Below are 21,922 nucleotides of genomic sequence, written 5' to 3'. Positions count from 1 at the left end.
CGGTTGCGGATCCACCGGGGGTGGCGTGGCATGGAAGCCCGGTAGTCCGGAGCGCGGGAGAGGAGCGGAGCCATGCAGAACCGTGCCTCGTCCTCGCAGGCGGGGCCGCGGACGAGTCGGATCCTGCTGCTGCTCCCCCTCGCGCTCATGGCGCTCATCGCCCTGACCGACATCCTCGCCCCCGCCGACATCCACCTCGGACCGCTTCTCGTCGTCGCGCCCGCCATCACCGCCTCCTTCGGAGGCGCTCGCGCCACCGCCGCCATCGGCTCGCTCGCTGTCGCCACCCTCGTGGCGATCGGCATCGCCCGCGGCGTGATCACCACCGAGAACCTCGAAGTCCAGATCGCCTCCCTCGTCGCCATCGGCGCGTTTATCGTCGTCTTCGTCCGCCTGCGCGACCGCCGCGCCATCGAGCTCGAGCAGGTGCGCTCCGTCTCCGAGGCCGCGCAGCGCGTGCTGCTGCGGCCGCTGCCCACCCGGGCCGGCCCGCTCCGGATCGCCTCCACCTACCACGCCGCCACCACGGACGCCCGCATCGGCGGCGACCTCTACGCCGCCGCCCGGACCCAGGAGAGCACCCGGCTCGTCATCGGAGACGTCCGCGGCAAAGGTCTGGAGACCCTCGGGGACGCCGCACTCCTGCTAGGCGCGTTCCACGCCGCCGCGCACCGGCAGGCACCGCTCCCGGAGCTCGCCGCCTCCCTGGAGGACAGCGTCAGCTGGGGCCTGGCGGAGCTCGCCACCACCAACGGCGAGGCCGAAACCGACGCCGGCGAGCGATTCGTGACCGCTGCGATCGTGGACATCCTCGACGAGCGTCCGCTGCTCCGTCTGATCAACTGTGGGCACCCGCACCCCCTGCTGCTGCGCGAGGGCCACGCCACGTCTCTGGAGGCGCCTGAGCAGTCCCCTCCGCTCGGCCTGGGACTCGGAGCGCGCAAGGAGCCGTTCCCACTCGCCGAGTTCCCGTTCGAACCCGGGGACTTGCTACTGCTCTACACGGACGGGCTGGTCGAGGCCCGCGACCCGAGCGGGCGGTTCTACCCCCTGATCGAGCGGGTCGAGGCCCTCGCGGCGGGCGCACCGGAGGAGCCGGACAGGCTGCTGGCGCGGTTGACCGCCGATCTCCGCCGTCACGTCGGCGGCCCGCTCCAGGACGACGCGGCGATGATCGCGATCGCCCGAGCCCCGCATCCTTCGGTCAGCTGACGGAGTTGGCGCCGCCGAGCGCCGGCTCAGCGGTGGCATCGGCCGCCGGGGCGTCACTCGTCGCGGCCGGAGCGAGGGCAGTGGTCGAGGCAGTGGTCGAGGCAGCGGTCGTGGTGCGCAGCGGAACCTCCTTGATGAAGAGGATCGCCACCACCGCCGCCAGGGCGAAGGGTGCGCCGTAGAGGAAGACGTCGCCCACGCCGTGGCCGAAGGCGTTCTCGACCACGCCCCGCACCGGCGCAGGCAGCGCGGACAGCTTGGGCAGGCTTCCGCCGTTGCCGGCAGCGGAGTGAATGCCGAGGGCCGAGAGCCCGTCGGCCATGTCGTGGGTGACCTTCGTCGACATGATCGACCCCAGCGCTGAGACACCGATCGCGCCGCCGAGGGTCCGCATGAAGGCGACGACGGCGCTCGCCGCGCCGAGCTCCTCCCGGCGCACCTGGTTCTGCACGGAGAGCACCAGGTTCTGCATCGTCATGCCCAGGCCGGAACCGATCAGGAACATGTAGACCGCGAGCAGCCAGTAGTCGGTATCGGCACGGACCGTGCCCATCAGGAAGAGGCCGACGGCGGTGAGCAGCGCGCCGATGACGAGGATCGCCTTCCAGCGCCCCGTTCGGGTGATGATCCGTCCGGAGACGAGCGAGACGGCTGCGAGCCCCAGGATCATGGGCAGCGTCATCACGCCCGCCATCGTCGGCGAGTTGTCGCGAGCCAGCTGGAAGTACTGGCTCAGGAAGGTGGTGGTCGCATACATCGCCACACCGATGAACAAGCTGGCGAGCACAGCGAGCGAGATGGTGGGCTGCCGGAACAGGTGCAGCGGGATGATCGGTTCGCTCGCCTTGGTCTCGGCGAAGAGGAACAGCAGCCCCAGCAGCACGGCTCCGCCGACCATCGCCCCGCTCTGCCACGACCCCCACGCGTACTTGTCGCCCGCGAACGAGACCCACACCAGCAGCAGCGACACGGCCGCGGTCACCAGCCCGGTACCCAGCCAGTCCACCTTGACGCGACGCTTGGCCACCGGCAGGTGCAGCGTCTTCTGCAGCACGATCAGCGCGACGATGGCGAACGGCACCCCGACGTAGAAGCACCAGCGCCAGCCGAGCCAGGTGGTGTCGACGATCGCTCCACCAATCAGCGGCCCGCCGATGGTCCCGAGAGCGAAGACCCCACCGAGGTAACCGGAGTAGCGGCCACGCTCGCGTGGGGAGATCATCGTCGCCATGATCGTCTGGGTCAGCGCAGTCATGCCGCCCGCGCCGATGCCCTGAATCACTCGGGCCGCGATGAGCATCCCGGCGTTGTGCGAGAGCCCGGCGATGCAGGAGCCCACGACGTAGATGACAAGACCGAGCTGGACCAGCAGCTTCTTACTGACGAGGTCGGCCAGCTTGCCCCAGATCGGGGTCGAGACGGTCAGGGCCAGCAGCGTCGAGGTAATGACCCAGGTGTAGGCGGTCTGACTGGCGTGCAGATCGGAAATGATCGTCGGGAGCGCGTTCGACACGATCGTCGAGGAGAGGATCGCGACGAAGAGGCCCAGCAGCAGGCCCGTCAGCGCCTCCATGATCTGCCGGTGGCTCATCGGTTCGCCGTCCGCGATCGGACTCTTCTCCGCTTGCCGAGCATGCATGGGTTGCTGGGACATCAGCCACGTTCCTTCATCGTCTGCGTGCACCCATGCGGCGAGTGCGGGCATCTCGGGACCTTGGTCCCGATTACTTGCCTAAGGCAACTATACATAGTTGGTTGCTGAACGCAACTAGCTGTCGAGGCGTGAGCCTTTCTCGCTTATTTGTTCGATTCGAGGAGTAGGCTCGTCCCATGGCCCTCACCACACCACTGCAGGCCTCCCTGTTCGACGAGGCCGAAGAGACGCGACTCCGTCCACTGCAGCACTCCGTCCCCGAGCGCATCGACCTCGGCGCCGGCGCGTGGATCGACCTTCTGCCCGGCTGGCTGACGGGCGCGGACTCGATGTTCGAACGGCTGGCGACGCAGGTGCCGTGGCAGGCGGAGCGGCGCAAGATGTACGACCGGGTCGTCGACGTCCCACGTCTGCTCGCCTTCTACGACGAGGACGATCGCCTCCCGGACCCGCTACTCGCCGAGGCGCGGGAGATGCTGAGCGCGCACTACGAAGGCGAACTCGGCGAGTCCTTCACGACGCTCGGCCTCTGCTACTACCGCGACGGCCGCGACAGCGTCGCCTGGCACGGCGACACGATCGGGCGCGGACGGACCGAGGACACCATGGTGGCAATCCTGTCGGTCGGCGAACCGCGCGCCCTGCTGCTGCGCCCAAGGGCCGACTCGGGAGCCTCGGGCACGACGGTGCGCCAACAACTGGGCCACGGCGACCTCATTGTGATGGGCGGTTCCTGCCAGCGGACGTGGGAGCACGCCATTCCGAAGACGGCCCGCGCGGTCGGCCCCCGCATCAGCATCCAGTTCCGCCCCCGGGGTGTGCGGTAGCCGACGACGGTCGCTGCCTGACCCACTGCATGCGTGCGGGCGTGCCGATGGGCCGCCTGGTGGGGCGGCTCATGGGCCGTGCTGTGGGTCAGCCGGGGTATCTGGTGTTGGGGGGTGGTGGGGTGTCGGGTGGTGGGACGGCTTGGGGTTGGCCGTTGATCATTTCGAGTTCCCAGCCGGTTTGGTGGAGGTCGGTGTGGTGTTCGCCGCACAGGAGGGCGAGGTTGTCGAGGCTGGTGTGGCCGCCGTCGGCCCAGTGGGTCAGGTGGTGTGCTTCGCACCAGGTCGGGGGGCGGGTGCAGCCGGGCCAGACGCAGTGCCGGTCCCGCGCGATGACCGCGTCGCGCAGGTGGGCGGGGACGGTGCGGGTGGCGCGGCCGATCGAGACGGGCTTGTCCTGGCCGCGCGTCAGGATGACGCGGAGCTGGCAGTCGCAGGCTTCCTTGCGGGCCTGCCAGGCGGGGAGCTGGTAGCCCCGGGTCGTGGTCGCCGCCACCCGAGGGCGCAGCAGCCCCGACAGGTCATCCCCACCCTCGGGCTCGTCGTCCTCGGACTCGTCGTGGTCGAGGGTGGGGTGGGTGGGGCAGGTCGTCCGCAGCGCGTCCAGGTCCGCGATCAGCGTCAGGTGCGGACGCTGACCACCCGTGGTCGGCAGCTGGTCCGAGCCGAGCGCCAGGTCCGCGACCGTCTCGAACGCGTCGCCCATCCGCTCCGCATGCGTGCGCGGGTCCCCGTCCACCGGCATCCCCATGGCGGCCTCCAAGGCGACGCGGAGCTTCTCCCCCACCACCGGCGACAGTTCCCCCGACAGGACCCAGAACGGGTCGTCCGAGGTGCCGGTCGGCGACAGCTTCGCCCAGGACTGGAACGACGCCGGAACATCGTCCGCCTTGGGGTCTTCCTCGGCGACGAGGTGGGCGTGGACCTGCTGGGCGGCCGGCGCGATCTCCCTCGCGATGACCTCCACCTGGCTCGAGGACAGCTCACCCGCCGCGAGGGCGGCGCGGACGCTGCGGAGCCTGTCCAGGTCCCGCGCCCGGCCCACCAGGTGGTTCGCGTGCTTCTCCGCGAGCTGCCCGTGGGTGCGGAGGAAGCCCTTCGTGGTGCGGGACCGGACGGCCGTGGCACCGCCGGTGCGGTCGAACACCGCCAACCGGCGCGCCAACTCCGCACCCACCATCTCCTCGAACCGCACCAACGCCAGCAGCTGCTCGGACTGGAACCGGGCCCCGGCCGCGTGCAGCACCTCATCGTCCTCCGCCGCCAGAGCGGCCAGAAACGACAGCGCGGAAGCGGGCAGGGTGCGGAGGGGCTCCGCACAGTGGCGGGCCTGGCGGGAAGACTTGGGGGTCAGCGGGTCCGCACGGAACACATCCCCGAGCGAGGGGCCAGAACAGCCCTCACCCATGGACGCATCTCCGTCTTCACACCCGCCCCCGAACATCGAGGCGTCCATAGAACCAATTATCAACCCCCGCCCACCCCACCACCATGGCCCAACAGGACTATCTTCCGAACACGAACGAGTTAGTCATTCCGTTCGATAAGGCTGATATGGCGTCATCGCACATGCAGGCCTCCCCCACCATGGCCCCAGACCCCACGGGCCGCCGCGCTTCCCGATCAGTTCGCCGGCACTCGCGCGCTCGACGGCCTAGAGCTCGGCGAGTAGACGTCGGTGCCCTCAGACGGAGTTCGCCAGCCCGGAGCGGCGCAGCACGGCCAGCTACGGCGACAGATTGCAACGTTCCACATCGATCTCGTCTTGCGCAGCGGGACAGGCGCGCGCCTCACCCTTCCCGCTGCTCGCTCGCCCCTGCCCCGGACCCTCCCGCCCCCGACGCTCCCGCCACGGCGGCTTCCGTCGCAGCAGCTTCAGCCGAAACGGTCTCCGAGGACACGTCCACGCTGCCCTCGCGGGCCTGGCGCAGGGCCTCCTCCAGCTCGTCCAGCGCACGGGAGAGCCCCAGTGGATCCTGCGCAGCCACGGCCTCCGCGAGCGCGGCGCGTGCGTCGGTGACCTGCTTGAGCAGCAGCTGTTCGTTCTGGTCCACCGCGTCCTCCTCGGAGTCTTCCCCGGAAGCCCCCTCAGCTGCCACCATCCCAGGAATTGAATAACTCTTCAATTCGCAGACAGCTGCGCAATTCCTGACGCAACCGTCGTGGACCCGGAGACGCCCGAGCATTCGTGCGGCGCGCGCGGGGGACAGGTCTGCGCGCTCTTGTTACTGACGAGTCAACTCCATAGCATCGGGACTGTGACAGCACCCCTGTCAAACCCTCGCCGTGGAGGCCCGATGCCCGAGACCCCTCCTTCCCGCCCCGCACCCACCACCGCGCCCGCCGCCGCACCCATCAGCGGCCCGCTCGCCGGGGTGCGCGTGCTGGAGCTGGCCGGGCTCGGGCCCGGTCCTTTCGCGGCGATGCTGCTGGCCGACCTGGGCGCGGACGTCGTGCGTGTCGACCGGCCGGGCGGGTCCGTGCTGAGCGGTGATCCGGCGCTGGACGTGACCAACCGCAGCAAGCGCAGCGTCGTGCTGGACCTGAAGTCGCCCGAGGGAGCCGCCAGGGTCCTCGACCTCGCGCAGCGCGCCGATCTGCTCATCGAGGGCTTCCGCCCCGGCGTCGCCGAGCGGCTCGGGGTCGGGCCCGCGCAGTGCCTGGCTCGGAACCCGGCCCTCGTCTACGGGCGGATGACCGGCTGGGGGCAGGACGGGCCGCTCGCGCAGGCCGCGGGACACGACATCGCGTACATCGCCACCGCCGGCGTCCTCGGTCTCGTCGGGGCCGCGGACGGGCCACCGGCCATCCCGGTCAACCTGGTCGGCGACTACGCCGGCGGCTCGCTCTACCTGGTCGTCGGCCTGCTGGCGGCCCTGCACCACGCGACGGCCACCGGCCGCGGGCAGGTCGTCGACGCGGCGATCGTGGACGGCGCCGCGCACCTGACCTCCGTGCTCTGGGGATTCATGGCCGGCGGGCGCTGGAGTGACCGGCGCGGCGTCAACATGATCGACGGCGGCGCTCCCTTCTACGCCGTCTATGCGACCGCGGACGGACGCCACGTGGCCGTCGGCGCGCTGGAGCCGCAGTTCTACGCCGAGTTCGCCAAACTCCTCGAACTCCCCGCCGATGCGCCGGGGCAGCGCGATTTCGGACGCTGGGACGAGCTGCGCACACTGATCACCGACCGCTTCGCCGCCCGCACGCTGGCGGAATGGCAGACGGTCTTCGAGGGCGCGGACGCCTGCGTCGCGCCCGTGCTGAACCTGTACGAGGCGGCCGCCCACCCTCACCTCGCCGCACGCGGCAGCTACGCGAGCCATGACGGGGTGCTGCAGCCGAACCCGGCCCCCCGCTTCTCCGGCACGCCGACCCCCGTGCCCCGCCCACCCGCGCTGCCGGACGCGCACCGCGCGAGCGTCGCCGCGGACTGGGACGTACCGGCGTTGATCGAAGGCACGCCCGAACCCAGTTCCTGAGGCCCACGCCGCACCACCCGAACGATCATGAACCACCCTGAACCACCATCTGTACTCCTCCGCAAACCAGCAGCACGTCATCCCGCCAGAAAGCAGGCAGCCAACGTGACCACCGAAGCATTCGTCTATGACGCGATCCGCACCCCTCGCGGCCGAGGCAAGGCCACCGGTTCGCTGCACGGGACCAAGCCGATCGACCTCGTCGTGGGCCTGATCCACGAGATGCGGCGGCGCTTCCCCGACCTCGACCCCGCCGCCATCGACGACGTCGTGCTCGGCGTGGTCAGCCCGCTCGGCGACCAGGGCTCGGACATCGCCAAGGTCGCCGCGATCGCTGCCGGGCTGCCCGAGACGGTGGCGGGCGTGCAGGAGAACCGCTTCTGCGCGTCCGGGCTGGAGGCGGTGAACATGGCGGCCGCCAAGGTCCGTTCGGGCTGGGAGGACCTGATCCTGGCCGGCGGCGTGGAGTCGATGTCGCGCGTGCCGATGGGCAGCGACGGCGGGGCCTGGGCGATGGACCCGATGACCAGCTTCGAGACCGGCTTCGTGCCGCAGGGCGTGGGCGCGGACCTGATCGCCACCATCGAGGGCTACTCGCGCACGGACGTCGACGCCTTCGCTGCCGAGTCGCAGGCGCGGGCCGCCGAGGCGTGGAAGGAGGGGCGCTTCGACCGCTCCGTCGTGCCTGTCAGGGACCGGAACGGGCTGGTGGTGCTGGACCACGACGAGTTCATCCGCCCCGGCACCACGGTCGAGTCCCTCGCCTCGCTCAAGCCCTCCTTCGCCACGATCGGCGAGCTCGGCGGCTTCGACGCCGTCGCGCTGCAGAAGTACCACTGGGTGGAGAGGATCGACCACGTCCACCACGCGGGCAACTCCTCCGGCATCGTGGACGGCGCGGCCCTGGTCGCGATCGGCAACGCGGAGGTCGGGGAGCGCTTCGGGCTGACGCCGCGGGCGCGGATCGTCTCCGCCGCGGTCTCCGGTGCGGACCCGACCATCATGCTGACCGGACCGGCCCCGGCCACCCGCAAGGCGCTGGCCAAGGCCGGGCTGACGCCCGATGACATCGACCTGGTCGAGATCAACGAGGCCTTCGCGGGCGTCGCGCTCCGCTTCATGAAGGATCTGGGCTTCGACCACGCGGAGGTGAACGTCAACGGCGGCGCGATCGCTCTCGGGCACCCGCTGGGCGCGACGGGCGCGATGCTGCTCGGCACCGTGCTGGACGAGTTGGAGCGACGCGATCTGCGGCGCGGACTGATCACGCTGTGCGTGGGCGGCGGCATGGGCATCGCGACGGTCATCGAACGCGTCTGACCGCAGAGACAGCAGACAGCGCAGAGACAGCAGACACCGCAGAGCCCGCCGGACAGGTGACCCCACACGCCACGTGACGTCCGGCACCCGACGTCCACTCACCCACCGCCCGCACCGCGCCCCTGGAGACAGAGAGACATGACCACCGAGACCACCGACCCGACCGGCACCATCCGCTGGGAACAGGACGCCGACGGCGTCGTCACGCTCGTGCTGGACGACCACTCCCAGTCCGTCAACACGATGACCCCCGCCTTCACGGCCTCCCTCGCCGCCGCCGTCGCCCGGCTCACCGCGCTCAAGGACGCGGGCGAGCTGCGCGGCGTGATCGTCACCTCCGCCAAGAAGACCTTCTTCGCCGGCGGCGACCTGCGCATGCTCAGCTCGGTCCGCCCCGAGGACGCGCAGGAGTTCTTCGAGGGCTCGATGGGGATCAAGCGCAACCTGCGCGCCCTGGAGACCCTCGGCGTCCCCGTCGTCGCCGCCGTCAACGGCGCCGCTCTGGGCGGCGGGTTGGAGATCGCGCTCGCCTGCCACCACCGGGTGGCCCTCGACAACCCCGCCTCGAAGATCGGCCTGCCCGAGGTGACGCTCGGTCTGCTGCCCGGCGGCGGCGGCGTCGTGCGCACCGTGCGGCTGCTGGGAATCGCCGACGCGCTGCTGAAGGTGCTGCTGCAGGGACGGCAGTACCGGCCCGCGCAGGCGCTGGAGGTCGGTCTGGTGCACGAGCTCGCCGCCGACCGCGACGAGATGCTGGCCAAGGCGCGCGCTTTCATCGACGCGAACCCGACCTCGCAGCAGCCCTGGGACGTGAAGGGCTACAGGATCCCCGGCGGGACGCCGAGCAACCCGTCCTTCGCGGCCAACCTGCCCGCTTTCCCCGCCAACCTGGCGAAGCAGTTGCAGGGCGCCCCCTACCCCGCGCCGCGCAACATCCTGGCGACCGCCGTCGAGTCGGCCCAGGTCGACATCGACACCGCGCTCGCGATCGAGGGCCGCTACTTCACCGAGCTGGCCACCGGTCAGATCGCGAAGAACATGATCCAAGCCTTCTTCTTCGACCTCCAGGCCGTCAACTCCGGCGCGAACCGCCCGGCCGGCGTCCCGGCCTCCAACGTGACCAAGGTCGCCGTGCTCGGCGCGGGCATGATGGGGGCGGGCATCGCGTACTCCTGCGCCAAGGCCGGGATCCAGGTGGTCCTCAAGGACGTGAGCCAGGAGGCGGCCGAGCGCGGGGGGATCGGCTTCCCGGGGTGGACGGGCGGTGTGCTGCAGTACATCAACGGGTACGAGGGCGGCCTGGCCGGTTTCACCGCGCGGGCACGCGAGCTGGCGGCGGCGTACGGGGAGCGGTTCGAGCCACCGGCGCTGCTCGTCGAGAAGGCCGAACGCGGGGAGAGCTTCACCGACTGAGCCCCGCCCAGCGCACGCGCGGCGGCGGCGCGCCGCGAGCGGGCGGCGCGGCCGCCTAGCACGGCCGCGCCGTCAGCCGCCCGCGCTCGGTGTCCGACACGGCGTAGCGGACCCGCCGGAGGCGGAGGGCATCCGCTCCCGCGCCCGGCTCGTGCCCGCCGAGCGCCGCCGAGTCGGCAACCGCCCGCTCGATGTCCCATACGGCGAAGCAGACCCGCCGGAGGCAGAGGGCGCCCGCGCCCGGCTCGTGCCCCCGAGCGCGGCCGCGCCGTCAGCCGCCCGCGCTCGATCTCCGACACGGCGAAGCAGACCCGCCGGAGGCAGAGGGCGTCCGCGCCCGCGCCGGCCTGGTGCCCGCCGTGCGGGGCCGAGTCGGCAACCGCCCGCTCGATGTCCCATACGGCGAAGCAGACCCGCCGGAAGGGGAGGGCGCCCACGCCCGGCTCGTGCCCGCCGGGCCGGGCGGGGCAGCGGGCCGGGCGGGCCGGGCGATGCTCCGGCAGCGCACCCACCCCGGCCGGGCCGGGTCAGGAGGGTGCGCCGCCGTGGAACGTGAGGGCCACGCCGTAGCAGGCCGAGCCGACCGCGGCGGCGGCCAGTGGCCACCAGGCCGCTGCTGTCCGCCCGGCCAGCCGTCCGGCCAGCCACTGCGCGGCGGGGAAGAGCAGCGGGAAGGCCGGGAGCAGGAAGCGGGCGATCGGCGGCAGCGGCGAAGAGTTGACGAAGTCTATGGCCAACATTCCGGCGCCGAAGACGAGCAGCACGACCGGCTGCCGCTGCGGACCCCGCTGTCGCAGGCAGGCGACGAGCAGGGCGAGGTAGACCAGACCCGTGATCGCGATCGGCAACCGGCCGAAGGCGTGGCGCTGGGCCTCGTGGCCGGCGAAGAGGTGCGTGAACTCGTGCCCGTACCAGCGGAGCGTGCTCCATCCGCCGTCGATGCCGGTGTCCCACGCGGCCTGGATGCGGAAGTAGGCGCCCAGCGAGCGTTCGGCCAGGCTGACGTAGCCGATGTAGCCGAGCCACCCGAGCGGTGCCAGCAGGGCCGCGGCGAGCGGCCGCCAGCGCCAGGCCCGGACGCGCCGGAGTTCGAGCGCGGCCGCCACCGTGACGGCGGCGATCAGCGCCGTGGCGCTGGGGCGGGTGAGACCCGCCATGAGGCAGAGCAGACCGGCCGTCAGCCACCTGGTCCGCAGCACCGCGTAGAGAGACCAGGCGCAGAGCGCGGTGAACAGCGACTCGGAGTAGCCCATCGACTCCACCGCCGCGAGCGGCAGCACACCCCAGAGGATCACTGCGACGAGACCGACGCGCCGACCCCAGAGGCGGTGGGCGATGGCGAAGATCCCCCACGCGGCCGCGAGCGACGCCGTCCAGGCGGTCAGCACGAGCGCGCCCGCCGTGCCGAGACCGGTCACCTCGGAGACGAGGCGGCTGACACCGGGATAGAGGGGGAAGAAGGCGCGCGGCGAGAAGGGGATGCCGTGTGCCCCGGTCAGGCCGTCGGAGACCGCGTAGCCGTGATCGACGATCCGTGCGTACCAGGCCGCGTCCCACAGCGTGCCGAGCCGGGTCACCGGTGCGATGCCGTGGCCCCAGCCCCAGCCGAAGACGAGCAGGACCCCGAGCCCGCGTACGGCCGCGTAGGCCGCGAGCGCGGGAAACGCCCGGCGCAGCGCGGCGGTCGTGCGGTCGACCCAACGGCGGAGCGGGCGACCGGACGGGGGAACGCGAAACGGATCGGCGGGTGGGCCGACGAGCGCCGAGGTCTCGACGTGGTCGGCGCCGGAGACTGCGGTTCCCCGTTTCAGGACCGGAGCAGAAGTCATGTTCGGAAACACTAGGCCACGGGTACGACCGCGCAGGCGCGGTTTTCCGTCGAACGGAGCCGCGTCCTGCCCCGGCGCCGCAGCGGCGTCGGGTGCGAGGAGGACGCCCCGCTCGCCGTCACGTCTCGTCGGCGTCATCAGCGTCCGCGTCCCGCGCGGGGTCGGCGCCGGCGTCAGTGCCTCCGCTGCTCGCCTGCGCGCGGACAGGATCGGTGTCCTGGGCCGCGCGGCGCAGCGCCGCGCGCAGGGTGCTGCGCACGTGGGATTCGGGGATGCCGAGCTCCGCCGCGATCCTGCGGTGCGCGCCGCCGTCCAGCGCGTGGACCTCAGGCACGTCGTGCCCGGCCTGCCCGGCTTGCCCAACCTTCCCGGCTTGCCCAGCCTGCGCGGACTGCGCGTCGCGCGCGTCCCGGCCGCGCTGGGAGGGGAACGGGGAGCGGGCGGGGTCGCCCACGGCCTCGGCGCTGAGCAGCGCATCGATCAGGTGGGTGTCGCCGTAGCCGACCGCGCCCGCCCGCAGCCGGGAACCCGTGCTGCGCCGGAAGGCGAGACGCGCGGCGGACATGAGCTGGGCGCGGGCCTCCGCCGACTGGGACGCCGTCGCACGCTCGAGCGCGGGCCGGGTCACTCCCCAGAGCAACTGCGCGGCGTGCAGCGACTCCTCCAGCGGGACGCCGTCCACCGCCCGGCGCGCGCCCATCAGCTCCAGGCTGACCCAGTCCGCGGCCGAGAACTCCGTATGCTCGCCGCGCAGCCCCGCGGCGCAGTCGCGCAGGATGGACTCCGCCTGTCGCCTGACGCGGGACCAGCGCCGGCGCGGCTCCAGCAGCGGACTTCCTGCCGCCGCCAGTGCACGCTCGTATGCTTCGACGATCCTGGGTCGCTCGTCCTCGAACCGGACCGCGACCGACTGCACCCCCTCCAACTGCCGCCCCCGTTCCTCGGACGCCCCACACGTCCCACACGTCCTGATGCCTTCGATCCTAAGGGGCGGCCTGAGGGCAAAGCCGGGCGGATCCCCTCCCTTTGCTGGTCAGAAGGGGACGCGGACGAACGATGGAGACCCGGGGCGGCTCCGGGAGCTCCTGAGCGGCGTCGCGCAGTGCGGCTCTGGAGCGGCCCTAACCGAGCGTCAGCCTGGCCGCCAGGGCGACCAGCATCGCCGCGTGGGTGGCGTACTGGGTCACCATGAACGCCCGGTACGGGCCGCGACCGGCGCGCGGGTGGCGGCAGCGCAGGGCGACCCAGACCGCGCCCGCTGCGAGCGGAACCGCGCCGGCCAGGCAGATCGGCGCCCAGAAGCCGGAGGCGAGCAGCATTCCCGTGGCGACCGAGAGGGCGCCGACGGCCGAGGCGATCCTGGCCGCCCGCTCGCCCCGGACGACAGCGAGGGTGCGGCGGCCGGCGAGGGCGTCGCCGCGCACGTCGCCGAGGTCCTTGGCGATGGCGCCGACGCAGCCCATCCACAGGGACATGGCGATGCCGAACAGCAGCACCTCTCCCCCGATCCGGCCGCCGGCCGAGAGCGCGCCGCCCAGATAGGTGGTCAGGCCCATCGCGGTGACGGTGGCCGCCGCCGTGAACGTGGTGCGCTTGGCGGGCAGCGGCGGCCCGGAGTAGGCGTAGCCGAGGACCAGCATCGCCAGCACGTCCCAGTCGAGACCCGGCACGGCCGCACCGGCGAGGAGCGCGCCCGCTGCCAGCGCTGCGACGATCGTGGCGGCGAGCCCGACCGGCAGGTCACCGCGCGCTATCGGCCGGATCGAATCGTTGGCCCGGTCCTCGGTGACATCCATGACCCCGTTGACGAGGTAGGCGGCGAGGACCGCGAGCACCCAGGCGACGGCCCCCAGCGCCGCGCGCAACGGGCTCAGCGTGCCCGGTAGTTGGAACAGCAGGCCGGTCATGAACCGCATCAGGAACACGATCTGGACCACGGGCCGCGCCTCGGTCACGCACATCCGCGCGACCTGGACGATGTGGGCGACAGCCCCCGACTTCCCCCTGGCGATAGCGCCAGCTATCTCACTCATGCCGCGCAGACTAGGGCGGCAAATCGGACTAACCGGTGTAAGACACGCTGATCTTGGCAAGATGTTCATGGCCGTCCATGCCGGACGAATCGACCGCCCCGACACGGCGCCCGACCGTCTCGACGCCCTCGACAGCGCGGCCAGGCGGCTCGATCGCCTGCCGCGACGCGGGGAAGAACCAGCCGGCGAGGGCCACTCCGACGACCGTGCCCAATAGTTGGGCGGCCAGGAAGCCGGGCAGCGATCCGGGCGCGAGGCGGGTCGGGCCGCCGGTCAGCGCACGGACGACGGTGATCGCGGGGTTCGTGAAGGCACCGGAGGGGGTGAACCAGATCCCGGCGCCGATGGAGGCGGGCATTTTGTCAACCTCTGCTGAGCGACTCATGACACCCGGATGAGAACGGGTGCGTCACTTCGTAACCGGATCTCACCTCAAATTTCCGATCTGTACACATGGGCCTGACACGCTCGGTGACTACCTTGCCCTGACCACTTCCGGGCCGGCCGATACAGCTCTGCCGCCGATCGCTTCGAGGAAACCGTGACCGTTCCGACCCGAGCGCCCGCCGCCGAGCATCGCCCTGCGAAGGCGCCGAACCTTGCACGCTCGGCGGCCGTGCTCGACTCGCTGCGTGCCGCCGAGCCGGCCCTGCTGCTCTTCCTCGTCGCGCGAGCCACCGGCCTGTCGCTGATGCTGCTGCTCGGCCCCGGTTCGCCCACGTACACGCTGCGCCGGCTCGCCGTGCACTGGGACGCGAGCTGGTACCTCGACATCGCCCAGCACGGGTACGACCACGCGATCCGGCCGTGGCTGCCCGGTGCCGCGTTCCAGGAGACCAACCTCGCCTTCTTCCCGGTCTTCCCCGCGATGATCCGGGCCGTGCACACGGTGCTGCCGTTCCTGCCCTGGGGCGTGACCGGCATGCTGACCGCGTCGGTGTGCGCGGTCGGCGCGGCCTGGGGCATCTACGCCGCCGTCTCGTTCCGCTACGGCGCGCGGTTCGGCACCTTGGCCGCGCTGCTCTGGGGGGCCTCGCCGATCGCGGCGATCGAGACGGCCGGCTACAGCGAGTCGGCGTTCACCATGTTCGCGGCGTGGGCGCTCTACTGCGCGGTCTCCCGGCGCTGGGTCTCGGCGGGCGTGCTCTCGGTCCTGGCCGGGCTCACCCGGCCCACCGGCGTCGCGGTCGCGGCGGCGGTCATGGCGGCCGCCGCGATGGAGATCTGGGTGTGCCTGCGGGCCCGCGGGGCGCGTCCGACCCTGCCGGGCCGGCTGGCGTGGCTCGACCGCGTGCTCTGGTTCGACGGCGCAGACCAGCAGGCCGCGCCGCTCGCCCAGGAACCCGGATTGCGTCGACCCCTGCTCGCCCTGCTGCTGGCGCCGCTCGGCTGGCTCGGCTTCGTCGCCTGGACGGGCGTGCGGCTGCACACCTGGGACGCGTACTTCCGGATCCAGGCGCTGTGGCAGTCCCACTTCGACTTCGGTGCCTCGACCGCACACGACGTCAGGCTGCTCTTCATGACCGCGACCCCGGTCGGCCTGTACTACCCCGTGGTCGCCGGGATGCTGGCGGCGGCCGCCGTGCTCTTCGTGGTCACGATCGCGCAGCGGCAGCCGCTCGCCTTCGTCGCGTTCACTCTCGTCATCATGCTGATCGCGTTCGGCGACACCGCGTTCTTCTCCTCGCGCGGCCGCTTCCTGCTGCCCGCCTTTCCGCTGCTAGTCCCGATCGCCTCGGGGCTGGCCCGGGTGCGGACCCGCGCGGTCCTCGTCGCCACGCTGGCCGCGTGCACGATCCTGTCCGGGCTCTACGGGACCTACGTGCTGCTCTACTCGACGAAGGCGCCCTGACGGCCGACAGCTGGTAACCGACGTGGTGCAGTCCCTCTTGTCGCGGAAGCTACTCTCCGGTAATTCTTACTGACAACAGGTCTAGCAAGAACCGTCGCGATACACAGGGAGCGCCGCCATGCCCGCCGAGGTCTCCTACGAGCACGACACCCCCCAGGGCGCCCGGACCGTCACCGTGCGGTACGAGCGCCGGGGCAGCGGCACGCCGCTGCTCCTGCTGCACGGCATCGGCCACCACTGGCAGGCCTGGGAGCCCGTGCTTCCGGCGCTCGCCGAGGAGCACGAGGTCTTCGCCGTCGATCTGCCCGGCTTCGGCGCCTCCTCGCCGCTGCCGCCGGGAGCGGCGTACGACCTGGACACGGTCGCACCCGCGCTGGGCGGACTCTGCACGGCACTCGGTCTGGAGCGGCCGCACGTCGCAGGCAACTCCCTCGGCGGGCTGCTGGCCCTGGAGATGGGCCGCCGTGGCCTGGCCCGCTCGGTCACCGCGCTCTCACCGGCCGGTTTCTGGACCCGACCCGAGCAGATCTACGCGTTCAGCGTGCTGCTGTACATGCGCTTCGGTGCGCGCACGCTGCCCGAGGCCCTGGTCCGCCGCCTCGCGGCCAACCCGAGCACCCGCGGCCTGCTGGTCGGCACGATCTACGCCCGGCCGAAGCTCCGCTCGCCCGAGGACGCGATCGCGGAGACGCACGCCCTTCGCGACGCCACGGGCTTCTCGGCCACGCTGCGGGCCGGACTGGACGTCAACTTCAGCGCCGACATGACCGACGTCCCGGTGACCATCGGCTGGGGCAGCAGGGACCGGCTGCTGATCCCGAAGCAGGCGGACCGCGCCGAGCAGCGCCTGCCGAAGGCGAAGCTCGTCCGCCTGCCGGGCTGCGGCCACGTCCCGATGAACGACGATCCGGCCCTCGTGGCGCGAACGATCCTCGACGGCAGCCGAGACGCGTAGACCGAACCCGGACGGGCAACCGATCCGGCGCGCGCGGAACAGGGTCCGGAGAGCGAAGCGCGGGTCCGGCGAGCGAGGGGTCCGGCGAACGAGGCGGGGCCGCCGAGCGCGCGGTCCAGGGCGCAGCGGCCAAGGCGGTGGGCGAGCGCGCCATGTGCGTCGTGCTCTCCTCACGCCCGGTCAGCGACCTGTCCCGCACCCCGCCGAACGCTGGGCGTCGGGTGAACTCCTCCGAGGCGGCGGGTCACGCCGGGGCCGGGGGCCGAGGGCGCGAACCAGCGCAGCGAGGAGGGCGGCGAGGCGCAGCGACGCGCGCGTGGGACTCACCCGATCGTGTGAATGGGGTTATCCCCGCGCGTCGCCAGGAATCCGCAGGTCAGCGCGGTGAGTCGGGGCGACGCGCGGGGTGGCCGCACAGGCCGGGACTGCTGACTGCGTGTCACCATTCGGGCGTGCCACCTGTGATGTCCCGTGACCCCGCCGCCCCACTCGACGACGAGCCCGACGACAGCGCGGCACCCGTCGCGGCCTCCCCGCGGCCGCGCGGCGAGCGCGTGCGCCGGGCCTTCCGCTGGCTGCTCGCCGGGCACAGCGCCCCTGAGCTGCTGCGCCTGCCGCCCGCGCAGGTCAACCGGATGCTCACCGTGCTGGCCTGCGCGTCCATGCTGATCGGCGCGCGGGACATCTGGAACCGCACCATCGTCAACCAGCAGGTCCACGCCTTCGCGGTGATCCTGTACTTCGGCGCGATCCTCGGGATCGGCGTGCTGGCGCTCAGCGTCCGCACCCGCCGGAGCATGACGCTGGTGGACGTGTCGATGCTGACCGTGGCGGCGCTGCAGTGCCTGAACCGCTTCTACGTCGTCACCGCCGCCAAGCCGCCGGTCCCCGGCGTGCCGTCGAGCCACGTCTACTACGGCACAGACGAGGGCTCGCTGATTCACATGGCGGCGCGGACGCTGCTGCACGGCGGGCACATCTACGGCACGCAGTGGCCGCAGATCTTCAGCCTCTTCCACGTCGGGACCACCCCGCTGATGGACGGCGGGGCCGCGACCGGTCTCGACTACCCGCCGCTCGGTCCGGTGTTCACGGCCGTGCCGATGGGGCTCCACCTCAGCCACCCCCCGGCCGGGCTCGCCGCGACCGCGATGCTGCTGGCCGCCGCAGTCGTCATGTTCGTGCTGCTGCCGGTCGCCTGGCGGCCGGTCGCGGTGATCGTCTGCTTCGGCTTCGGCTGGCTGCCGAACTACGCGCAGATGGGCTACCCGGGCTGCATGGAGCTGCCCTTCCTGCTGATCGCGGTCGCCTACTGGCACCGGACCGGGCGCGGCGGGCGGCTCGGCCGGGTGGGCGTCACCCAGGCGGTCTGCCTCGGCATCGCGGCCTGTCTGCACCAGCTGACCTGGTTCCTGGCGCCGTTCCTGCTGATCGGGCTCTTCATGATCCGGCGCGGCGAGATGCCCGCCCGCGCGGCGGCCCGCCTCGTCCTGCGCTACGCCGCGATCAGCACCGGGGTCTTCCTGGCGATCAACCTGCCCTTCATCCTGCAGGGGCCGCGGGCCTGGCTGGAGGGGGTGCTGACGCCGCTGACGCAGCAGGCGATCCCGGCCGGGCAGGGGCTGGTCGGCATCTCCTCGTTCTTCACCTCCGGGAGCGGCAACCTCCACCTCTACAGCGTCGCTGGACAGTTGCTGGGCGTCGCGATGATGGTGCTGCTGGTGCTGTTCCCGCGGCGGCTCGGCCCGGCGGTGACGGTGATGCCGTGGCTGGTCTTCTACCTGTCGACCCGCTCCCAGCAGGACTACTTCGACCTGACCGTGCCGCTCTGGGTGATGGCGGCGGCGACGGTCTCGGCGGCCGACTTCGACCGGGCCTGGCACCCGCGCTTCGGCTGGCTCGGCTCGCGGGCCGTGCGCACGGCCGTGGTGCCGCTGCTGCTGGCGCCGACGGCGGTGGCGATCTGCGCGGCGGTGCTGACCCCGCCGCCGCTGCGGATGGACGTGACCGCGATGAGCGGCACGGCCGGCAACGGGCAGCTCGCGCTGGTGGACCTGCTGCAACGGGTCAGGGTGACCGTCACCAACACCAGCGGCGAGGTGGTCAGCCCGCACTTCGCGACCAGCACCGGGGCGACCATCTCGGACTACTGGAAGGTGCTCGCAGGTCCCGCCACCCTGGCCCCGCACAGCAGCGCCGTCTACCTGCTCAAGGCGCCCTGGGGCGGGGTGGACACGCCCGGCATCAAGGGCAGGATCCTGCTGCGCGCGGTGACCTCGGAGCCGATGAGTCTCTCCTCGCAGCTGATCGGCGTGGGTCCTGACCCGTCGACGCTGCCGGCGGCGATCCGCAAGATCCTCTCCTCCGGGCAGGGCTTCAGCAGACACAACTCGAACGACGGCCTGGTGCCGCGCACGGGGGTGGAGGGCCTTCAGGGGCGGTAGGGCGCATGGGGTAGCCGCCCGCCGTCACGGCCGGAACGGCAGCGCGGGCACGTCGAAGCAGTTGGCGTTCATGTCCGGCGTCTGAGTGACCCAGCCGCCCTTGCCGCCCTGTGCGGAGTCCTCCCAGCGGGCGACGTTCAGGCAGGCGTGCTGCGGGCCGGTGGGCGGGGTCGGGTGCGGCACGAAGTCGGCCGGGATCAGCACGCCGTGGGCGTCGTAGGGCTGGGGGCGGGTCATGAAGCCGTCCACGCAGGCCCGGGTGACGTTCGCGCCGCAGGAGGCGGCGGCGTCGCTGAACCACTGGGCGCCCGCCCAGCCCAGCAGCTCCCACTCGGAGAGCTGTCCCTGCCGGTCCGGGTAGTACTTCTGGATCGCCGCGCGGAACGCCGCGACGGCCGGGTACTGGACGTCCTCGTAGTTGCGCGCGCCCGCCGTGGTCCACAGCGCGGCGCGGCAGCCGGGCACCTGCTGGTAGTCCTGGCGGACCTGCTCGGACCAGTTCTGCTCGTTGGTGACCTTCGCCGCGACGCTGACGCCCGACGAGGCCATCGCCTGGCACAGTGCGGTGTTGCCGCGCACGTCCATGGCGTCCAGCAGCAGCTGGGCGTGGTCGGCCTTCATCCCGGCGGCGACGGCCGCGAAGTCGGGCAGGGCGAAGTCGACGGTCTCGCTGAGCACGTCGTAGCCCTCGGCCTTGAGACCCTGGGCCAGCTCGGCGGCGTAGCGGGCGGAGTCGCCCTGGTTGTAGGCGACGACGACGGCGCGGCTGAGGCCGAGCTTCGTCTTGAAGTACCGGTAGACCTCGGTGGTCTGGTACATCACGCCGTTCCAGCCGACGGCCTTGCCGTCGCGCGGCTCGTTGCTCCCGTAGACGGCGTAGAGGTGCGGGTACTGGTCGTAGGCGGTGCCGATGGTGATGCCGCCGATGTCGGGGACGCCCTTGGAGCTGACGTACGAGGCGCCCGCGTACTGCAGCACGCTGCCGGAGACGAGGGCGACGACGTGGTCCTGATCGACCAACTGGTGCACGCAGCTCTGGTTGCCGATGCCCGCCCCGCTGTCGTCGCAGGTGAAGACCTTCACCTGACGCCCGCCGACGCCCCCGACCGCGCCGATGCCGCCCGCGTCGTTCAGCGCGCGGAAGAAGGCCTGCGCGCCGTAGAGCGGGCCGGTGAAGGCGTCGCCGCCGATCGGGCTGCTGACGGAGGTCACGATGCCGACCGGGATCGGCGGCGCGGCCGGACCGCCCGGCCCGGCGGCGGTCGGGCCGGTCTCGAAGTCCTTCAGCGGCAGCCTGCTGCCGCAGCCGGTCAGGCCGGTGGCGCCGGCGAGCAGCACCAGCAGCGCGAGGACGATCCCCCAGGCCGTCCTCACGCCGCTGATGCCCGCCACGCGGTTGGTACGCGAGGTGCGGTGACGCGTCACCCGTTCATCCCGTCAGGTTCGTCCCGTCAGTCTTGTCCCGTCGGTTCAGGAGCAGCCGGGGATCTTGGTGGCGCCGGCCTTGAGCTGGAGCAGGCTGCAGAGGGTCGCGTCGCCGACCTTCCAGACGCCGCCGTCGAGGACCGACTTGCCCTTGCTGCCCGGCAGCGCGACGGTGCCGCTGAGGCAGACGTTGAAGGTCACGTCGGCCGTCGTCGCGCTGGTGAAGTTCACCGCCGTGACGCTGACCGTGGTCTGCGCGGCCTGCGGGTCCTTGCCGAACATCTGCATGACCGGCGCGAAGGCCGTGCCGTTCTGCAGCAGGCCGATCTTGGTGCTGGCCGAGGTCGCGGGGTCGAAGAACTGCGCGTAGTCGGTCGCGACCTTCGCTGCGGCCCCCGCGGTGTCGGCGGGGCCGCTGCCCGAGACCGTCGGCGGGGTGCCGTTGCCGCAGGCCGCGGCCGCCACGCTGCCCGACGCGCTGGGGCTGGCGGCCGGAGGCGTGCCGGCCTGGGTGGTCGCCGTGGGGCTGGGAGTGGGATTGGTGCCGCCGCTACTGCTGCAGGCCGCCGCGAGCAGCAGGACCGCTGCCGCCGTGCCTGCTCGGAACACGAGGGTGCGCGGACCGGCCGTGCGCTCCCGGTCTGTGTCCATGAACCTTCACCGCCCTGTCGTGAAATCAGCTCTGTCGTGAAATCTGACTTAGCATCAGTTCTGGATGACCAAGCTAGCCCCCAGGGGATCGTCAGGAACCCTCTCCTGCGGGTATTGATGAGGGAACGTGACCATTCGGCCCTGGGGCCGGCGACCGCGAGAGAAGGACGCCATGAACGAGCCGCCACCGGGGGTACGCGGCCTGCGCCTGCCGCGCGGCAGATCCGGAAGCTGGAGCGCCGGCAGGACCGGGTGGGTCTGCGGCGCGGCCGGCGCGCTGCTCTGCGTGCTGGGCTGGTACGGGATCTCCGGTGAGCGTTTCGCCGAGCGTCAGCTCCCCTACCTCGCTTCCGCCAGTATCCCAGGGGCGGCCCTGATCGTCGCGGGCGCGGTGCTGATCGCCCGGCCCGATCCCGACCAGGCACGCGAGCAGGAGCAGGAGCGTGCCGCGCGGGACGACGAGCTGCGCCGCCGGCTCGCGCTCCTCTACGACCTGCTGGTGGAAGAGGCCGGTCGGACTTCGCAGGGCGGCGGCCCCACGGGGTCCGCCGCGACGTCGCCCGGACCGCTGTCGTACCTGCCGAACGGGCGCACCTATCACCGGGCCGGCTGCCTGCTGGTCGAGGGACGCGGCGACGCTCTGCCGGTCACCGCCGCCGGGGCGCGCGAGCGCGGGCTGCGGCCGTGCCCGCTCTGCGCGCCGGACAAGCCGGCCGAGGCGGGTGAGGCGGGCGGGACCGGCGGGCCTCGCGGGTCTCGCGGGACCGGCGGGACCGGCGGGCCGACACCGCTCGCGCCGGGGGCCTGAGTGGCCGCCGCCCAGCT

17 protein-coding genes and 1 pseudogene are annotated in these 21,922 nt (G+C 72.1%); 9 read left to right on the top strand and 9 right to left on the bottom strand.

The window, feature by feature from the left end; translation table 11 throughout:
• Positions 1 to 72: 72 nt before the first annotated feature.
• Positions 73 to 1,212, top strand: a complete 1,140-nt coding sequence (locus ABIA32_RS12740; protein ID WP_370094193.1) for a PP2C family protein-serine/threonine phosphatase — start codon at positions 73 to 75, stop codon at positions 1,210 to 1,212.
• Here ABIA32_RS12740 and ABIA32_RS12735 read toward each other — a convergent pair.
• Positions 1,205 to 2,803 carry an MDR family MFS transporter gene (locus ABIA32_RS12735; RefSeq protein WP_370094653.1) on the bottom strand — a complete coding sequence of 533 codons (1,599 nt, stop codon included), beginning with the start codon at positions 2,801 to 2,803 and terminating at the stop codon, positions 1,205 to 1,207. The two genes, ABIA32_RS12740 and ABIA32_RS12735, sit on opposite strands and share 8 nt — an antisense overlap.
• 239 nt (positions 2,804 to 3,042) lie before the next feature.
• Between ABIA32_RS12735 and ABIA32_RS12730 the strand changes: the two genes are divergently transcribed.
• The gene (locus ABIA32_RS12730; RefSeq protein WP_370094191.1) at positions 3,043 to 3,693 is read left to right on the top strand and encodes an alpha-ketoglutarate-dependent dioxygenase AlkB; all 651 of its coding nucleotides are present in this window, start codon (positions 3,043 to 3,045) and stop codon (positions 3,691 to 3,693) included.
• 88 nt (positions 3,694 to 3,781) lie between these two features.
• Here the strand turns inward: ABIA32_RS12730 and ABIA32_RS12725 are convergent, their stop codons facing one another.
• Both ABIA32_RS12725 and ABIA32_RS12720 read right to left on the bottom strand, forming a co-directional pair.
• Positions 3,782 to 5,101 (bottom strand): DUF222 domain-containing protein, encoded by a 1,320-nt coding sequence (locus tag ABIA32_RS12725; protein ID WP_370094189.1) that lies wholly within the window; start codon positions 5,099 to 5,101, stop codon positions 3,782 to 3,784.
• Positions 5,102 to 5,483: 382 nt separating this feature from the next.
• Complete coding sequence (locus ABIA32_RS12720) at positions 5,484 to 5,747, bottom strand: hypothetical protein (RefSeq protein WP_370094187.1); 264 nt, start codon at positions 5,745 to 5,747, stop codon at positions 5,484 to 5,486.
• A gap of 243 nt (positions 5,748 to 5,990) precedes the next feature.
• Here ABIA32_RS12720 and ABIA32_RS12715 point away from each other — a divergent pair, with 243 nt between their 5' ends.
• The 3 genes and pseudogenes from ABIA32_RS12715 to ABIA32_RS12705 all read left to right on the top strand — a co-directional run.
• Positions 5,991 to 7,175 (top strand): CaiB/BaiF CoA transferase family protein, encoded by a 1,185-nt coding sequence (locus ABIA32_RS12715; protein ID WP_370094185.1) that lies wholly within the window; start codon positions 5,991 to 5,993, stop codon positions 7,173 to 7,175.
• Between the two features lie 105 nt (positions 7,176 to 7,280).
• Positions 7,281 to 8,495 carry an acetyl-CoA C-acetyltransferase gene (locus tag ABIA32_RS12710; RefSeq protein WP_370094184.1) on the top strand — a complete coding sequence of 405 codons (1,215 nt, stop codon included), beginning with the start codon at positions 7,281 to 7,283 and terminating at the stop codon, positions 8,493 to 8,495.
• Between the two features lie 138 nt (positions 8,496 to 8,633).
• A pseudogene (locus ABIA32_RS12705) lies at positions 8,634 to 9,731 on the top strand (enoyl-CoA hydratase-related protein); the annotation flags it as partial.
• Positions 9,732 to 10,435: 704 nt separating this feature from the next.
• Here the strand turns inward: ABIA32_RS12705 and ABIA32_RS12700 are convergent.
• The 4 genes from ABIA32_RS12700 to ABIA32_RS12685 form a co-directional block, all read right to left on the bottom strand.
• A complete protein-coding gene (locus ABIA32_RS12700) occupies positions 10,436 to 11,737 on the bottom strand; it encodes a hypothetical protein (protein WP_370094183.1) in 1,302 nt (433 codons plus the stop codon).
• Between the two features lie 118 nt (positions 11,738 to 11,855).
• Positions 11,856 to 12,662: a hypothetical protein gene (locus tag ABIA32_RS12695; RefSeq protein WP_370094182.1), complete on the bottom strand. Its 807-nt coding sequence runs from the start codon at positions 12,660 to 12,662 to the stop codon at positions 11,856 to 11,858.
• 196 nt (positions 12,663 to 12,858) lie between these two features.
• Positions 12,859 to 13,770 carry a UbiA family prenyltransferase gene (locus ABIA32_RS12690; RefSeq protein ID WP_370094181.1) on the bottom strand — a complete coding sequence of 304 codons (912 nt, stop codon included), beginning with the start codon at positions 13,768 to 13,770 and terminating at the stop codon, positions 12,859 to 12,861.
• Positions 13,771 to 13,798: 28 nt separating this feature from the next.
• The gene (locus ABIA32_RS12685; RefSeq protein WP_370094180.1) at positions 13,799 to 14,128 is read right to left on the bottom strand and encodes a hypothetical protein; all 330 of its coding nucleotides are present in this window, start codon (positions 14,126 to 14,128) and stop codon (positions 13,799 to 13,801) included.
• Positions 14,129 to 14,311: 183 nt separating this feature from the next.
• Between ABIA32_RS12685 and ABIA32_RS12680 the strand changes: the two genes are divergently transcribed.
• From ABIA32_RS12680 to ABIA32_RS12670, 3 genes are all read left to right on the top strand, one after another.
• Positions 14,312 to 15,622: a mannosyltransferase family protein gene (locus ABIA32_RS12680; protein ID WP_370094179.1), complete on the top strand. Its 1,311-nt coding sequence runs from the start codon at positions 14,312 to 14,314 to the stop codon at positions 15,620 to 15,622.
• Between the two features lie 118 nt (positions 15,623 to 15,740).
• Positions 15,741 to 16,577, top strand: a complete 837-nt coding sequence (locus tag ABIA32_RS12675; RefSeq protein WP_370094178.1) for an alpha/beta fold hydrolase — start codon at positions 15,741 to 15,743, stop codon at positions 16,575 to 16,577.
• Positions 16,578 to 17,029: 452 nt separating this feature from the next.
• The gene (locus ABIA32_RS12670; RefSeq protein ID WP_370094177.1) at positions 17,030 to 19,021 is read left to right on the top strand and encodes a hypothetical protein; all 1,992 of its coding nucleotides are present in this window, start codon (positions 17,030 to 17,032) and stop codon (positions 19,019 to 19,021) included.
• 24 nt (positions 19,022 to 19,045) lie between these two features.
• On the opposite strand, the gene ABIA32_RS12665 is transcribed toward ABIA32_RS12670, so the two are convergent.
• Both ABIA32_RS12665 and ABIA32_RS12660 read right to left on the bottom strand, forming a co-directional pair.
• Positions 19,046 to 20,446, bottom strand: a complete 1,401-nt coding sequence (locus ABIA32_RS12665; protein ID WP_370094176.1) for an ABC transporter substrate-binding protein — start codon at positions 20,444 to 20,446, stop codon at positions 19,046 to 19,048.
• 45 nt (positions 20,447 to 20,491) lie between these two features.
• Positions 20,492 to 21,097 (bottom strand): hypothetical protein, encoded by a 606-nt coding sequence (locus tag ABIA32_RS12660; protein ID WP_370094174.1) that lies wholly within the window; start codon positions 21,095 to 21,097, stop codon positions 20,492 to 20,494.
• 172 nt (positions 21,098 to 21,269) lie between these two features.
• Between ABIA32_RS12660 and ABIA32_RS12655 the strand changes: the two genes are divergently transcribed.
• The gene (locus tag ABIA32_RS12655; RefSeq protein WP_370094173.1) at positions 21,270 to 21,905 is read left to right on the top strand and encodes a hypothetical protein; all 636 of its coding nucleotides are present in this window, start codon (positions 21,270 to 21,272) and stop codon (positions 21,903 to 21,905) included.
• Positions 21,906 to 21,922 lie beyond the last annotated feature (17 nt).

The organism is Streptacidiphilus sp. MAP12-20, from assembly GCF_041262525.1.
In the GTDB taxonomy this organism is placed as follows: Bacteria; Actinomycetota; Actinomycetes; order Streptomycetales; family Streptomycetaceae; genus Streptacidiphilus.
The sequence above is the reverse complement of the archived record's forward strand: the minus strand, read 5'-3'. Positions and strand labels throughout refer to the sequence as shown.

Excerpts from the sequence above, each read along its gene's own strand:
- ABIA32_RS12740 (WP_370094193.1), top strand. The coding sequence starts at position 73 with ATGCAGAACCGTGCCTCGTCCTCGCAGGCGGGGCCGCGGACGAGTCGG.
- ABIA32_RS12735 (WP_370094653.1), bottom strand. The coding sequence starts at position 2,803 with ATGAGCCACCGGCAGATCATGGAGGCGCTGACGGGCCTGCTGCTGGGC.
- ABIA32_RS12730 (WP_370094191.1), top strand. The coding sequence starts at position 3,043 with ATGGCCCTCACCACACCACTGCAGGCCTCCCTGTTCGACGAGGCCGAA.
- ABIA32_RS12725 (WP_370094189.1), bottom strand. The coding sequence starts at position 5,101 with ATGGGTGAGGGCTGTTCTGGCCCCTCGCTCGGGGATGTGTTCCGTGCG.
- ABIA32_RS12715 (WP_370094185.1), top strand. The coding sequence starts at position 5,991 with ATGCCCGAGACCCCTCCTTCCCGCCCCGCACCCACCACCGCGCCCGCC.
- ABIA32_RS12700 (WP_370094183.1), bottom strand. The coding sequence starts at position 11,737 with ATGACTTCTGCTCCGGTCCTGAAACGGGGAACCGCAGTCTCCGGCGCC.
- ABIA32_RS12690 (WP_370094181.1), bottom strand. The coding sequence starts at position 13,770 with ATGAGTGAGATAGCTGGCGCTATCGCCAGGGGGAAGTCGGGGGCTGTC.
- ABIA32_RS12685 (WP_370094180.1), bottom strand. The coding sequence starts at position 14,128 with ATGCCCGCCTCCATCGGCGCCGGGATCTGGTTCACCCCCTCCGGTGCC.
- ABIA32_RS12675 (WP_370094178.1), top strand. The coding sequence starts at position 15,741 with ATGCCCGCCGAGGTCTCCTACGAGCACGACACCCCCCAGGGCGCCCGG.
- ABIA32_RS12660 (WP_370094174.1), bottom strand. The coding sequence starts at position 21,097 with ATGGACACAGACCGGGAGCGCACGGCCGGTCCGCGCACCCTCGTGTTC.
- ABIA32_RS12655 (WP_370094173.1), top strand. The coding sequence starts at position 21,270 with ATGAACGAGCCGCCACCGGGGGTACGCGGCCTGCGCCTGCCGCGCGGC.